The sequence below is a fragment of the Streptomyces sp. NPDC001927 genome (assembly GCF_053594455.1).
Genome location: NZ_JBSFEN010000008.1, coordinates 176,869 through 191,264 on the forward strand (window position 1 = coordinate 176,869; position 14,396 = coordinate 191,264).

Here is a 14,396-nt window from a genome sequence, read left to right on the forward strand (position 1 = left end):
CTCTAGTTGTACAGCCAAGTTTCAGGCAAGGATCTCCGTGCGGTCCCCGGGGGCCGCTGTCCTTGGGGCGCTCTTCCCCTCTCCCCCGCACCCGCTTCGCCCCCGCACCCACATCACCCACCTCACCCGCAGAGGTCATCACTCCATGACTGAACTCAACCGCCGCAGGTTCCTGCAGATCGCCGGCGGCACCGCCGCCGCGACCATGCTGAACGAGAGCATCGCGCGCGCCGCCGCCATCAAGGCACAGGTCACCACGGGCACGATCCAGGACATCGAGCACGTCGTCGTCCTCATGCAGGAGAACCGGTCCTTCGACCAGTACTTCGGCGCGATGAAGGGCGTACGCGGCTTCGGTGACCCGCGTCCTGTCCTCCAGGACAACGGCAAGTCGGTCTTCTTCCAGTCCAACGGGTCGAAGGACATCCTCCCCTTCAACCCGCAGGTCGCCGACCTGGGCATGCAGTTCGTCACGGGCCTCAACCACGACTGGGCCGGTGGCCAGGCGGCGTACAACAAGGGCAAGTACGACAAGTGGGTGCCGGCGAAGACCGCCACCAGCATGGCGTACATGACCCGGAACAACATCCCGTTCCACTACGCCCTCGCCGACGCGTTCACCGTGTGCGACGCGTACCACTGCTCGTTCATTGGCGCGACGGACCCGAACCGGTACTACCTGTGGTCCGGCCACACCGGCAACGACGGCACGGGCGGCGGACCGGTCCTGGACAACGCGGAGGCCGGGTACGGGTGGAAGACCTACCCCGAGCGCCTGGAGGCCGCCGGGGTGTCGTGGAAGGTCTACCAGGACATCGGTGACGGCCTGAACGCCGCGGGCCACTGGGGCTGGATCAACGACGCCTTCCGCGGCAACTACGGCGACAACTCGCTGCTGTACTTCAACAACTACCGCAACGCGCAGCCCGGCAGCGCTCTCTACGAGAAGGCGCGCACCGGCACCGACGTCAAGGCGGGTGGCGGGTACTTCGACCGCCTGCGCGCCGACGTGGCGAACGGCACGCTGCCGCAGGTGTCGTGGATCGCGGCCCCGGAGGCCTTCAGCGAGCACCCGAACTGGCCGGTGAACTTCGGCGCCTGGTACATCTCCCAGGTGCTCGACGCCCTGACGTCCAACCCGGCGGTGTGGGCGAAGACCGCGCTGTTCATCACGTACGACGAGAACGACGGCTTCTTCGACCACGTGGTCCCGCCGTACCCGCCCGCCTCCTCCGCGTGGGGCCTGTCGACGGCGGACGTCTCGAAGGACCTCTACCCCGGCGGCAGCGGCTTCACGGCGGGTCCGTACGGCCTCGGCCCTCGGGTCCCGATGATCGTCGTCTCCCCCTGGAGCAAGGGCGGCTACGTCTGCTCCGAGACCTTCGACCACACCTCGGTGATCCGCTTCATGGAGAAGCGTTTCGGCGTGCTCGAGCCGAACATCTCCGCGTGGCGCCGCGCGGTCTGCGGCGACCTCACCTCGGCCTTCGACTTCACCCGGGCGGACGCGTCTCCGGCCGCGCTCCCGTCGACGGCCGGCTACGTCCCGCCGGACAAGAACCGCCACCCTTCCTACAATCCGGTGGTTCCGGCCACGGGCACCCTGCCGAAGCAGGAGGCCGGCGCCAAGCCGACCCGCCCGCTCGGCTACAGCCCGTACGTGGACGGTCTGCGCACCGTCTCCACGGGCAAGTTCACGCTGACCTTCTCCAGCGGTCCGACGCTCGGTGCCCACTTCCACAGCACCTCGGGCAACCGCACGGACGGCCCCTGGCCCTACACGGTCGAGGCGGGCAAGACCCTCGCCGACACGTGGAGCACCAGCGCCTCGACCGGCAACCAGATCAACCTGACCGTGTGGGGCCCGAACGGCTTCCTGCGCACCTGGAAGGGCCCCACGAAGCAGGCGGGCCCCGAGGTCACGGCCCGCCACGTCACCTCGACCGGCAACCTGGCCCTCACCCTGACCAACTCGGGCACGGCGGCGGTCAGCCTCACGATCAAGAACGCCTACGGGAACACCACCCAGACCGTCACGGTCAACGCCGGCGCGACCGTCGCGCGCACCATCGACCTGAGCACCACGGGCCGCTGGTACGACGTCACGGTCACCTCCTCCGCGGACGCGACCTTCCTGCGCCGCTTCGCGGGTCACGTCGAAACGGGAGCGGTGGGCGTCTCCGACCCGGCGATCAAGACCGTCTGACGGTCCTCAGAGAGCGGGGGGAGGCCCATCGGGCGGGCCTCCCCCCGCGTCACGGCGGCTGCTCCGCGGGAACCAACGGTCGTCGGTCGGCAGTCTGCTCGGGCATGACGTTCCAAACGATCAGCCATGGCTTCGCCCAGTTCTGGCGCTTCGGGATCAGCCAGGTGCGGGCTGTCGCCTTCGCCGTCGCCCTGGTCGGCGGCATCGGCGCCTCACGGCTGCTGCCCGGCGACCTGCCGGTGGCCCGCTACGACCTGCTCCTGGTGTACGGCGTGGCCCTGACGATCCTGGCCCGCAAGGTCGGCTGGGACGGACCGCGGGACACCGCCGTGATCCTGGGGTGCCACCTCGTGGGACTGCTCTTCGAGCTCGTCAAGGTGCGCATGGGCTCGTGGAGCTACCCGGAGGACGCCTTCTTCAAGGTCGCGGGCGTCCCTCTCTACGGCGGATTCCTCTACAGCGCCGTGGGCAGCTACTGCTGTCGGTCGTGGAGGATCATGGAGCTGTCGCTGTCCGGATATCGCCCCCGATTGATGGCCGTCCTCGCGGCGGTCGTGTACGTGAACTTCTTCACCCATCACTGGCTGCCGGACGCGCGGCTGCCGCTGGCCCTGCTGCTCCTCGGCGCGATGTTCGGCACCTGGGTCCACTTCACGGTGGGCGACTCCCGCTACCGGATGCCCTTGGCGCTGGCCTTCGCGCTGATCGGGTTCTTCCTCTGGGTCGCGGAGAACGCGGCCACCTACGTCGGCGCATGGGCGTATCCCCATCAGCTCGACGGCTGGCAGCCCGTGCCCCTCAGCAAGTTCGGCGCCTGGGCACTCCTCATCAGTGTCACCTTCGTCCTGGTCGCGCGTACCCGAGGTCCGAAGGATCGGAGCGACCGGCCGGCGTATCGAGGGAGTAAATCCGGCCACCCTTCCTGTATGGACGGCATATGGGATGCCGGAAAGGTGCACCCGGAAGCCTAGATTCCCGTGCGGTGAACACCACTGTCCCCAAGAACCTTCTTCTCGGCCGCCCGCTGCGCACCGCCCAGATGGCCGAGACCGAACTCCCCAAGCGGCTCGCCCTGCCGGTCTTCTGCAGCGACCCGCTCTCCTCCGTCGCGTACGCGACCCAGGAGATCCTGCTGGTCCTGGCTCTCGGCGGCGTCGCCCTGCTCCACACCACCTGGTACATCGGTCTCGCGATCGTCGTGCTGCTCGTGGTGGTCGTGGCCTCCTACCGGCAGACCTGCCACGCCTACCCCAACGGCGGCGGCGCGTACGTCGTCAGCGCCCACAACCTGGGCCGGGGCGCCGCGCTCACCGCGGCCGCCGCGCTCCTGGTCGACTACGTGCTGACCGTGGCCGTGTCCGTCGTCGCGGGCGTGGCCGCCATCACCTCGGCCGTCCCGTCCCTCTCGGCGTACGCCGTCGAGCTCTGCCTCGGCTTCGTCGCGCTGCTGACCCTGGTCAATCTGCGCGGAGTCAAGGAGTCCGGGCGGGCGTTCGCCATCCCCACGTACGCCTTCATCGTCTCCATCTACGTGATGTTCGCGGTCGCCGGGGTGCGGATGGCGAGCGGCGAGACGATCCGCGCCGAGTCCGCCGAGCTGTCCTTCCAGTCCCCCGAGACCTTCACCGGTCTCGCCCTGGTGCTGCTGGCGATGCGGGCGTTCGCGTCCGGCTGCACGGCGCTCACGGGCGTGGAGGCGATCAGCAACGGCGTACCGTCCTTCCGCTCCCCCAAGCCCAAGAACGCGGCCGCCTCGCTCGCCGTGATGGCCTTCTTCTCGATCACCATGTTCGTCGGCATCACGGTCCTCGCGCTGGTCTACCGGGTCCATGTCGCCCACAGCCCGACCGACCTCGGCCTGCCGGCCGACGCCTCGCAGGCCACCGCGCTCGCCCAGATAGCGAAGGCCACCTTCGGCGACTGGGACTTCCTGTTCTACTTCGTCCAGGCGGCGACCGCGGGCATCCTCATCCTGGCCGCGAACACCGCGTACAACGGCTTCCCGACGCTCTCCTCGATCCTGTCGAAGGACCGCTTCCTGCCGCGCCAGCTCCACAACCGCGGCGGCCGGCTGGTCTTCTCCAACGGCATCGCCGTGCTCGCGGCCGCCTCGGCCGGACTCATCGTCGTCTTCGACGCCGACCTGTCCGCGATCATCCAGCTCTACATCATCGGCGTCTTCGCCTCCTTCACCCTCTCCCAGGCGGGCATGGTCCGACACTGGAACCGTGAACTCGCGGGGGCGACCACGGCGGCGGAGCGCGGCCGGATGCGCCGCTCCCAACTGCTCAACGGCACCGGCGCGCTGGTCACCGGCCTGGTCCTGGTGATCGTCCTGGTCACCAAGTTCACGCACGGCGCGTGGATCGTCTGCGTCGCCATGCCGCTGCTCATCCTCGGCATGCGGGCGGTGCGCCGGCACTACGACCTGGCCTCCGAGCAGCTCGCGGTGGCCGCCGACGCCCGCCCGGTGATCCCGGCCAAGCACCACGCGATGGTGCTGGTCTCACGCGTGCACGCACCCACCCTCCAGGCGGTCGGTTACGCGCAGGCGATCAAGGCCGACGGCATCGAGGCGGTCAGCGTCGCGATCGACGAGGAGGAGACCGAGGCGCTGCGCACGGCCTGGGCCGCGCACACCATGGGCGTCGAACTGACCGTGCTCGACTCGCCGTACCGCGAGCTGACCCGACCGGTGCTCGACCATGTCCGCGCGCACCGGCAGGCCCATCCCGACGACGTACTGACCGTCTTCATCCCGGAGTTCCTGCCCGGCCGCTGGTGGCAGCAGATGCTGCACAACCAGCGGGCGCTCCGGCTCAAGGCGCGGCTGCTCTTCACCCCGGGGGTGATGGTCACCAACGTGCCGTACGTGCTCCCGCGCGACCGGGACTGACCGTCACCCGCATCGCGGACCGGCTGCATCCTGCCCTCGGGCGGGGGTGCGTTGTCGGTCCGCGATGCGAGACTCGGGCCATGAAGCCCAATGATCCGAAAGACGACCTGCACCGGTACCTCAAGGCGGCCCGCGAGGCCGTCGTCTGGAAGCTGGACGGACTGTCCGAGTACGACATCCGCCGCCCTCTGACACGGACCGGGACCAACCTGCTCGGCCTCGTCAAGCACCTCGCCAGTGTCGAGTTCGGCTACTTCGGCCCGACGTTCGACCGCCCGCACAAGGAATCCCTGCCCTGGCACGAGGAGGGCTCCGAGCCCAACGCGGACATGTGGGCACCCGCCGACGAGTCACGCGAGGACATCCTCGGCCTCTACCACCGTGCCTGGGCGCACGCGGACGCGACGATCGAGGCACTGCCGCTCGACGCGATGGGCCATGTCGCGTGGTGGGGCGACAACGGCCAGGTGACGCTGCAGCGGATCATGCTGCACATGACGGCCGAGACGAACCGTCACGCCGGCCACGCCGACATCGTGCGCGAGCTGATCGACGGGAGCACCGGCATGCGGGAGTCCCACAGCAACATGGACGGCGGCGACGAGGCCTGGTACGAGGAGTACTGGAACAGGCTTGAGGCGTCCGCCAAGGAGGCCCAGGGGCCTGCTGTTTAGTCGGGCGTCGCCGACGGGGCGGGGCGGGCTTTGCCGCCCCGCCCCGGCCGTCAATGGGCTACTTCAGGCCCGGGCGCTGGTGGGCGCCGATGTCGGTCGTGCCGTACAGGCGGTTGCCGAAGTAGTCGTGCGGGCCGGCGTTCTCGATCGGCGTGCCCGCGCCGAGTGCCGGGGAGCCGGAGCGCAGGCGCAGGTCGCCCGGGGTGTCCGGGGTGGCGTCGAGGAACCTCGGCTCCGCCGTGACGGCGTTGGCGTCGCCCGCCGGGACGGCGCCCACGCCCACGTAAAGGTTGTGGTCGTACGTGTTCAGCGCGTCGACGATCGGCGAACCGCCCTCCGCCGTGCTGACGAAGATGTTGTTGCGGAAGGTGACCCCGCCCTTGCCGTTGTCGCTCACCATCGCCGTGCCCTGCTGGTTGGTCACGACAGTGTTGTTGTAGACCTGGGTGTTGGTGGTGGGGGCCGGGCAGACCACGGAGATCACGCCGTACGGCGGGCTCCAAGTGTTGCGGTCGTTGATGCTCACGTTGTAGCGGAAGACGTTGTCGGAGGTCTTCATGCCGGTGGCGTTGCAGACGAGGAGGAAGCCGCCCTCGTTGTCGTGGCTGTAGTTGTACTGGTAGACGTTCCGGTTGTTCCCGCCGTCGAAGTCGAAGGCCTGCGAGTCGAGCGTCCCGTGACCGCCGGTGACCTCGTTGTACTGGTACACGGCGTCGTCGAAGTTCCACGCCCAGATGCCGACGTTGTAGCCGGCCGAGCGCATGTTGAACCCGTCGACGTAGTTGCGCTCGACGAGCGCGTGGTGGCCGTGCTGGAGCACGATGCCGTCGCCGCCGACATCGATCACCTTGTTGCCCCGGATCGTGAGGTTGGTGTTCGGTGCCCAGCCGGGTGCGCCGCTGTTCGGGTGTTCGGGCCGCTTGCCCCAGCTGGACGCCGTGGCGATGCCCGTGCGGTCCACGTGCTTGACGGTCGAGTCCGTGACCGTGATGCCGTCGAAGCGGGTCGGGGTCGCCGTGCCACGGACGACGAAGAGGATGCCGCCCGAGGGGTCCGGGTCCTTGTGGTCGGAGCCGTTGACGTCGTGCACGTCCACGTCGTCGACGACGTAGTGCTCACCCGTACCGAAGTCCGTGAGACGGAACAGGATTCCCGCCCGGCGCTCCTCCGGGCCGGGCGCGGCGCCCTTGTTGGAGACGTCCAGGTTGCGCAGCTCCCACTGCTCGACGTTCTCCAGCAGGACGGCCGCGCGGGCGCCGCCACCCTCGATGCGCGGCTTCTCGCCCTGCCCGTACGCGTCGACCCTGACGGGCGCGCCCTTCGCACCCGAACCACTGGGCGCGAACACACCCGCACAGGTGCTCCCGCGCTTGAACAGGATCCGGTCGCCCGGTCCGTAGGTGACGGAACTCGCCTTCTCCAGCGAGCCCCACGCCGAGCCCAGGGACCTGCCGGAGGCGGTGTCGGAACCCGAGCCGCAGTCGATGAAGTACGTCGTGCCGACGTGGCGCCCGCCGTCGCCCGGCTGCGTGCCCGCATGGGCGGGCACAGCGCCCGCCGTGGCCGCGACCGCCACGGCGAGCAGCGCCCTCGTTCCCCAACCAGTCATCCGCATAAGGCTGTTCTCCCGAGTCTGGTACAGGGCCGTCGACAGAGCCATCGACAGGACCGTCGACAGAGCCGTCGCCGGCAGGAGGGAGACTTCCACGCCCTCCTCGGTCGAGCCCATGCACGGAACGAGCGGGCACTTGTGTTTCTGTTCCGTCCGAGGAGGTGGGACCGGCGGGGCGCCGGTGAGGCTAGGCTCCGGGGATGCAGCGAGCTGAGGTCCTGAAGCGTGTGATCGGCATCCTGACAGAGGCCGAGGAGATCCGTCGTGCCGCGCAGGCGGGCGAGGACGAGGACAACTCCGAGCTCGGATCCACCGTGGTGACGCAGATGTTGAACGAAATGCTGCCCTCCATTCGCGTGCCCGCCGATGCCACCCCTCAGGAGGTGGCTCGGGTCGTCGCCCGTGCGCTCGGGCCCGCTCTGCAGACCATGATCGCCGGCTTCACTCTGGCCTATTCGAGCCTCGCCATGGCACACGACAGCGGGCAGACCGACATCACCTCCGCCGAGGTGTTGCAGACGCTGGCCTTCCAGGTGGAGGCCGGGCTGTTCGACGAGGGCCACTGATCAGCGCACCGCGCGCGGCGGTTCAGTGGCCTCCGTGGCCTTCGCTTCCGCCGCCTCCGCCGAAGGGCCAGGAGTCGACGTCCCGGTAGTGGATCGGGCCCGGGCCTCGGGCCGTGTTGCTGGCGACCAGGTGGAGGCGTGGAGTCGGCCAGGGCCGGCCGGTGAAGGAGTCGAGTCCGGCGGCCGCGTCCACCACGGACGTGGGGTCGTTGCGGCGGGCACGGGCCAGCGTGAGGTGCGGGTTCAACGGGCGGTCTGCGAGCGGGATCCCGCATCCCTTGACCACGGCGCGTACCTCGGAGGCCAGCAGGTGCAGGCCTTCGAGGTCGCCGTCGGTCCCGGTCCACAGCACCCGTCCGTCGAAGTGCCCGCCGCCGCGCAGCGCCAGCTCCAGGGGGCCGTGTGCCGCCGCCAACTCCGCGAGCGGCCGCTGGAGGAGCCGTACGGTCGCGACCGGGAGCTCTCCGAGGAACGCCAGGGTGATGTGCCAGTCCTCGATGCGGTTCCAGCGCATGTCCGGGTACGCCTCGTAGGCGGGCCGCAGCGCCCGGGCCAGCTCCGCCTTGGCGTCGTCGGGCGGCGCGAGCGCTATGAAGGCCCGGACGGTCGAGGTCTGGTTCTGATCGTTCACGGGAGTCTTCGTATCGCACCGCGCCGGTCGGGTCATTCGGGGGGTCCGAACTCCTGCTCCGCCCAGATGGTCTTGCCGCTCCGGCTGTACCGGCTGCCCCAGCGGGTGGTGAGCTGGGCCACCAGGTAGAGGCCGCGGCCGCCTTCGTCGGTCAGTCGGGCCCGGCGCATGCGGGGGTGGGTGGCGCTGGGGTCGGACACCTCGCAGATCAGCCGGCCCGCGCGGATCAGCCGTACCTTGACCGGCCCGCCGGCGTACCGGATGGCGTTGGTGACCAGTTCGCTCAGGACGAGTTCGGTGGTGAAGGCCATCTCCTCCAGTCCCCACACGCGCAGTTGCTCCTCGGCGGCCGCCCGGATCGTGCCCACCGACGCCGGCTCGGCCTCGACCTCCCAGACGGCCACGTCCTCGGCCGGTACGGCTCGGGTACGGGCGAGCAGCACGGTGACGTCGTCCCCGAGGCCGACGGCGGGCCGGCCCGCGACGATCTCCCTGCCGAGGTCGCGCAGCGGCCCGCCGAGGGAGTCGGGGCGGGCCAGGTGACCGGCCAGCTCGGCCATCCCCGACTCCAGGTCGCCGTCCCGGTTCTCGATCAGGCCGTTGGTGTAGAGGGCGATGACGCTGCCGGGGGCCACGTCGGCCTCCGTCGTCTCGAACGGCAGCCCGCCGACGCCGAGCGGTGGGCCCGGGTCGACCGGCAGGTAGGTGACGTTGCCCTGCGGATCCGCCACCGCCGGCGGTGGATGCCCGGCCGATGCCACGACGCAGGTCCGGGACACCGGGTCGTAGATCGCGTACGCGCAGGTCGCGCCTGTGGAGGAGGAAGGGTGCCGGTCGTGCCACCCGTCGCCGTCGTCGGCGTCGGCGTCCCCGCCGTCGTACTCCGAGTCCTCGGAGTCCTCTTCCTCCGGGTCCTCGGGTTCGGCGACCAGTTGGGCGACCAGGTCGTCCAGGTGGGTGAGGAGTTCGTCGGGTTCGAGGTCGAGATCGGCGAGGGTGCGGACGGCCGTGCGCAGTCGGCCCATGGTGGCGGTGGCCGCGAGTCCGTGTCCGACGACGTCCCCCACGACCAGCGCGACACGCGCGGAGGACAACGGGATGACGTCGAACCAGTCTCCCCCGACGCCGGTCGCGGTGCTGGCGGGGAGGTACGTGCCCGAGGTGGTCGCCGCGACGGTCTCGGTCTGCGTGGGCGGCAGCATGCTGCGCTGCAGGCCGACGGCCGCCCGGTGCTCGCGCGCGAAACGGCGGGCGTTGTCCAGGGCGAGGGCCGCACGGTCGGCGATCTCGCGCAGGAGGTCGTGGTCGGCCTTCGCGTACGGGCCACGGGCGGCTTGCCGGCCCACCGCCACCCTGCCGAGGATCATTCCTCGCGCGCGCAGGAGAGCGGTCATGGTCATCGAGTAGCCCCCGACGTCCACCCCCGTGACGGTGAGGCTGGTGGCGCCGGAGTCCGCGATCGGGGCGGCGACGCGGACGACGGTCGAGGCCGGCGGCGTGCTGCCTGCCGCGGGCCGTCCCGCGACGGCCGTACGGCGCAGCAGCAGCCGGCCTTCCTCGTCGGGTACCGGTTCCTCGCCCAGCGGCACGGTGTCCGCGATCTCCACGACGGCCACGTCGCCGAGACCGGGTACGAGCGCCGCGGCCAGTTCCGTACAGGTGTCCTTGACCGAGAGCGAGCCGCCGACCGAGGCCGTGGCGTGGTGCAGCAGGGCCAGGCGCTCGTCCGAGCGGCGCAGCTCGGTGACGTCGGTGAAGAGGGCGGTGAGCCCCAGGACCCGGCCGTCGGGAGCCTGCAGCCGGAACGCCGAGATCGTGATGAACACGCCGCCGGCGGGATCCTCGACGGTCCGCAGGATCTGGTCGACCCCGACCAGCGGCCGGCCGGTGCTCAGGACCCCTCGTAGCTGCTCCTCCACGGCCTCCGCGTCCCCGGGCCACAGGAAGTCCGACAGGCGGCGTCCTCGCAGGTCGGGCGGTACGCCGGTGTAGGGCAGGAGGTGGGTGTTGGTCCGCAGGAGCCGCAGCCCCGGGTCGAAGACGGCGAGCCCGACCCGGTCCTGGAGGAAGAGCTCATTGACGAACGCCCGGTCCTGGTTCCAGCGGGTGGCCATCGCCACCGGGGCCGCCAGGACGAGGCACCAGGCCTCGTCTCCGGCCCGGTTCTCCTTCGTAGCGCCGTCTCGTTCGCCGTCGGTGAGGCCGAACGTCTTGAAGACGACGGGCAGGTCCTCACCCCCGCCGGTACGGAGCACGGCCTCGCCGCGCCGTGCCCCGCGGGCGTACGCCGCCGCGAGCGCCGGCCAGGAGAGGGGGTCCGCGAGGAGGGCGCGCGCGGGCCGGCCGACGACGTCCGCGGCGGACCTGCCGAGCAGCGCCCGGGCCTCCGGCGTCCAGCCGCTCACCCGTCCTCGGCTGTCGAGCAGGGCGGCGGCGGTCTCCTCCGAGAAGGGCGGGAGGCCGTCGTCGGGGACACGGGGGAGGCCGGGGACACCGGGGCCCGAGGAGCCGTTCACGGTGCCGCCTCCTTCCCGCCGTACCCGGACGGGGGCTGGGCGCGGGCGATCAGCAGGGCGACGTCGTCGTGGTCGTCAGGGCGCCTCAGCGCGCCGAGGAGGAAGTCGCAGGTCTCCTCCAGAGGAAGCGAGGACGCCTGCGCGAGCAGGTCGGTGAGGACGGCCAGCCGGACGTCGATGTCCTGGTCCCGGGTCTCGACCAGGCCGTCCGTGTAAAGGACCAGGAGGTCACCGGTCGTGAACGGGATCTCCACGGTCTCGAAGGGGACGCCGCCCACCCCGAGGGGCGCGCCCGTGGGCAGGTCGAGCAGGCGCGGGGCGAGGCCGGCCTGCACGTGCACGGGTGGCGGATGCCCGGCGCAGGCCAGGCAGCAGGTACCCCGGTGGGGGTCGTACACGGCGTACACGCAGGTGGCCATCGCGTCGTCGAGGTCGGCGGCGGTACGGTCCAGCTGGTTCAGGATCACGGCCGGGGAGAGGCCGAGTCCGGCGAGCGTGTGCGCGGCGGTGCGCAGCTGCCCCATCGTCGCGGCGGCGTTGATTCCGCTGCCCATCACGTCGCCCACGACCAGGGCCGTCTTGTCGTCGGGCAGCGGGATGGCGTCGAACCAGTCCCCTCCGACCTCGACGGCCGCCGAGGCGGGCTGGTAGCGGGCGGCGACATCGAGCCGCTTCAGGCCCGGTGGGCCGTGCGGCAGGAGGTGGCGCTGGAGGACGAGGGCGGCCTCGCTCTGGTGCCGGAACCAGCGGGCGTTGTCGATGGCGACCGCCGCGCGGGCCGCCAGCTCCCCCGCCAGCAGGACGTCGTCCTGGTCGAACGCGGCCGAGTTGCGGGCGCGCTTCAGGTCGAGGACGCCGAGGACGACACCGCGGGCGCGCAGGGGGACGGCGAGGTAGGAGTGGATGCCCGCCTGCCGCAGGAGTTCCGCGGCGGGGCCGTCGCGGGCGATCCGGGCCAGGTCGTCCTCCGTGACGTGTTCGACGAGGACGGGCCTGCCGGTCCGAGCGCACTGGGTGACGAGACGCTCCGTGTCGTAGCGGGCCGGTTCGCCGACCGGGTCGGCGGCCGCCTCGGCAGGGCTGGCGTACGCGGCCTTCACCGCCAGCGCGCGGAACACCGCCGTCCCCGGGGTCGCCCGGGTGCCCGGGAGGTGCGGCCCGGCCAGGATGGACTCCAGGACGTCGACGGCCGCGATGTCGGCGAATTCCGGCACGACCAGGTCGGCGAGTTCGTGAGCGGTGAGGTCCAGGTCGAGTGTGGTGCCGACGCGCTCGGAGGCGTCCGCGACGACCGCGAGGCGGCGCCGCGCCTGCGCGGCGGCCTTGGCCGCGTGGTGCTGGTCGGTGATGTCCACGACCGACGCGGCCACTCCGATGACGAGCCGCCCCGGGGTCTGCAGGCGGTAGAGGGACATCGACCACACCCGCTCCCTCCCGTCGGGTCCGGCGGGTCCCCGCAAGGTGCGGGCCAGGACGGGAGTCCCGGTCCGCAGCACCTCTCGGAGCGTCGATTCCAGCGCGGCGACGTCGGGCGACGCCACCGTCTCGCGGAACGAACGGCCCAGGTGGGTGGCGGCCGGCCGGCCGTCGATGCGCTCCAGTGCCGGGTTGACCAGCACGAACCGGAGCTCGGGGTCCAGGACGGCCAGGCCGATCGGCGAGTGGGCGACCAGCCGGGAGGAGAGGGAACGGTCCTGTTCCACGCGCCGTACGGTGCTCCCGTCGGAGGCCAGACCGAGGGCGTGAACCCCTCCCTGATCGTCCTGGAGCCGGGTACAGCGGATCTCGACCGGGATCGTGCGGCCGTCCTTGTGCCGTGCCGGGAAGACGCCGACCGACGGCCCGCCGCCCGCGATCACGCTCTCGAACAGGGAAAGCGCCACCGCCCGGTGCCGGTCCTCGACCAGGAGCTGGGCGGCGGGTCGGCCCAGGGCCTCGTCCGCCGGGTATCCGAAGACCGCCTCCGCCTGCGGGCTCCACAGCTCGATGCGCCCGCTCGCGTTCAGTACGACCGCGGCCACTCCGAGTACGTCGAGGAGCCCGCCCGCTTCCCAGGCAAGGTCGGTGCCCGCCGCGTCCGGGCCTGCAGGAAAGGCCGCGCTCATCCAGACCGCATCCTCCTCAACGCCCCGCGTCCACGTGCGGAGCGGACGCACGGGGTCCCCTCCATCATCCCGCCGCGGGGACGGACCGCCAGCGGGGCCTGCGGCGGGGACCCCTTCTGGCCCTGCCGGGGCGCGAAGAACCTGGCCGCCCCGCGGCCCCGGGGAATCCGCTCACCCTTGATCCCCACCCATCGAACGGTTGGCTCCGTGCCGTCGTAGACCCCCATGGGGCAGGCACACACCCATCCGAACGCCCGCCCTGTCACGGCTTGTTGGCTGCGCGGGTCGACCTGGTGAGGGGTGCGTGAGTGATGCCGACACCACCCGCCTGCCCGCGGCCGCGACACACCACGGAATCCAACACAGGGGAGAACGATGTGAACGCACGCAGGCACAGGGGAACGTGGGCTGCCGGTCTGCTCGGCACGGTGTCACTGGCGCTCCTGGGGACCGGGCCCGCGACCGCGGCCGAGCCCGCCGACGGACCGCGCCCGTCCAAGATGACCTGGTACGACCTCGTCGGCAACGGCGCGTGCGGTACGCCGGTCGACGCGACCGCCGAGGACCTCGTGGCCGTCTCGTACGCCTGGTGGACGGCGGCCAACCCGAACAACGACGACCTGTGCAAGGGCGTCTCCGTCGAAGTCACGTACAACGGCCGGACGCTCACGCTTCCGGTCCGGGACAAGTGCCCGGAATGCCCTCCCGGGCACATCGACCTCAGCAAGACCGCGTTCGAGAAGCTAGCGCCGCTCGACATGGGCGTCACCGAGAGCATCTCGTGGAAGTTCGTCTACGGCGAGAGCGGCGCGGGGGCGGCCAACGCGGCCGAAACCACGACCGTCGACGGCGGCGCCGACACCCCTGCCCCTGAAGCCCCCGACACCCTTGAGGCCGTCGAGACGTTCGAGGCTCCCGTGGCGCCCGATCCGGCCCCCGCCACCGTGCCCGAGCAGGCGTCCTCGTCGTGGATCGTCGAGCGGGTCGACACCGGCTGCGCCGTCGGGCCGGGCTGGGACGCGGGCCGGTCGTACGAACCCGGCGAGACGGTCGCGCACGCGGGCAACCAGTACACCGCCCTCTTCTACTCCACCGGCGCCACCCCCGGCGACCCCATCTCCTGGGCCGTCTGGCAGCTCGACGGCCCCTGCTGAACCGGACGTGACCCGGCCTGAACCGACCCGGCCTGA

10 protein-coding genes are annotated in these 14,396 nt (G+C 71.2%); 6 read left to right on the forward strand and 4 right to left on the reverse strand.

All coding sequences use genetic code 11. The annotated features are described in order from the left end of the window. Nucleotides 1-145: 145 nt before the first annotated feature. From ACWCO8_RS22860 to ACWCO8_RS22875, 4 genes are all read left to right on the forward strand, one after another. The gene (locus ACWCO8_RS22860) at nt 146-2,206 is read left to right on the forward strand and encodes a phosphocholine-specific phospholipase C (RefSeq protein WP_451033778.1); all 2,061 of its coding nucleotides are present in this window, start codon (nt 146-148) and stop codon (nt 2,204-2,206) included. 104 nt (nt 2,207-2,310) lie between these two features. Beyond that, nucleotides 2,311-3,177 carry a DUF817 domain-containing protein gene (locus ACWCO8_RS22865; RefSeq protein ID WP_451033779.1) on the forward strand — a complete coding sequence of 289 codons (867 nt, stop codon included), beginning with the start codon at nt 2,311-2,313 and terminating at the stop codon, nt 3,175-3,177. 11 nt (nt 3,178-3,188) lie between these two features. Next, nucleotides 3,189-5,102, forward strand: coding sequence for an APC family permease (locus ACWCO8_RS22870; RefSeq protein ID WP_451033780.1), 1,914 nt, complete (start codon nt 3,189-3,191; stop codon nt 5,100-5,102). Nucleotides 5,103-5,182: 80 nt separating this feature from the next. Beyond that, nucleotides 5,183-5,776 carry a DinB family protein gene (locus tag ACWCO8_RS22875; RefSeq protein ID WP_451033781.1) on the forward strand — a complete coding sequence of 198 codons (594 nt, stop codon included), beginning with the start codon at nt 5,183-5,185 and terminating at the stop codon, nt 5,774-5,776. Between the two features lie 58 nt (nt 5,777-5,834). Here ACWCO8_RS22875 and ACWCO8_RS22880 read toward each other — a convergent pair whose 3' ends face one another. Then, nucleotides 5,835-7,385: a right-handed parallel beta-helix repeat-containing protein gene (locus tag ACWCO8_RS22880; RefSeq protein WP_451033782.1), complete on the reverse strand. Its 1,551-nt coding sequence runs from the start codon at nt 7,383-7,385 to the stop codon at nt 5,835-5,837. A gap of 203 nt (nt 7,386-7,588) precedes the next feature. On the opposite strand from ACWCO8_RS22880, the gene ACWCO8_RS22885 reads away from it, so the two are divergent. Beyond that, on the forward strand, nt 7,589-7,954 hold the full coding sequence (locus ACWCO8_RS22885) for a hypothetical protein (protein ID WP_362016093.1): 366 nt from the start codon (nt 7,589-7,591) through the stop codon (nt 7,952-7,954). A 22-nt stretch (nt 7,955-7,976) separates the two neighbouring features. Here ACWCO8_RS22885 and thpR read toward each other — a convergent pair whose 3' ends face one another. From thpR to ACWCO8_RS22900, 3 genes are read right to left on the reverse strand one after another with little or no spacing between them, the layout of a single operon-like run. Next, entirely contained in the window at nt 7,977-8,621 is a 645-nt protein-coding gene (gene thpR / locus ACWCO8_RS22890) for an RNA 2',3'-cyclic phosphodiesterase (RefSeq protein ID WP_451033783.1), read from the reverse strand. Next, entirely contained in the window at nt 8,618-11,101 is a 2,484-nt protein-coding gene (locus tag ACWCO8_RS22895; protein WP_451033784.1) for a SpoIIE family protein phosphatase, read from the reverse strand. Before ACWCO8_RS22895 ends, thpR begins: the two co-directional genes overlap by 4 nt. Beyond that, a complete protein-coding gene (locus ACWCO8_RS22900) occupies nt 11,098-13,206 on the reverse strand; it encodes a SpoIIE family protein phosphatase (RefSeq protein ID WP_451033785.1) in 2,109 nt (702 codons plus the stop codon). Before ACWCO8_RS22900 ends, ACWCO8_RS22895 begins: the two co-directional genes overlap by 4 nt. Nucleotides 13,207-13,583: 377 nt before the next feature. On the opposite strand from ACWCO8_RS22900, the gene ACWCO8_RS22905 reads away from it, so the two are divergent. Further along, nucleotides 13,584-14,360, forward strand: a complete 777-nt coding sequence (locus ACWCO8_RS22905) for a cysteine/serine endopeptidase inhibitor (RefSeq protein ID WP_451033786.1) — start codon at nt 13,584-13,586, stop codon at nt 14,358-14,360. Nucleotides 14,361-14,396 lie beyond the last annotated feature (36 nt).

Coding starts and splice junctions, on each gene's coding strand:
- ACWCO8_RS22860 (WP_451033778.1), top strand. CDS start 146: ATGACTGAACTCAACCGCCGCAGGTTCCTGCAGATCGCCGGCGGCACC.
- ACWCO8_RS22865 (WP_451033779.1), top strand. CDS start 2,311: ATGACGTTCCAAACGATCAGCCATGGCTTCGCCCAGTTCTGGCGCTTC.
- ACWCO8_RS22875 (WP_451033781.1), top strand. CDS start 5,183: ATGAAGCCCAATGATCCGAAAGACGACCTGCACCGGTACCTCAAGGCG.
- ACWCO8_RS22880 (WP_451033782.1), bottom strand. CDS start 7,385: ATGACTGGTTGGGGAACGAGGGCGCTGCTCGCCGTGGCGGTCGCGGCC.
- ACWCO8_RS22885 (WP_362016093.1), top strand. CDS start 7,589: ATGCAGCGAGCTGAGGTCCTGAAGCGTGTGATCGGCATCCTGACAGAG.
- thpR (WP_451033783.1), bottom strand. CDS start 8,621: ATGACCCGACCGGCGCGGTGCGATACGAAGACTCCCGTGAACGATCAG.
- ACWCO8_RS22900 (WP_451033785.1), bottom strand. CDS start 13,206: ATGAGCGCGGCCTTTCCTGCAGGCCCGGACGCGGCGGGCACCGACCTT.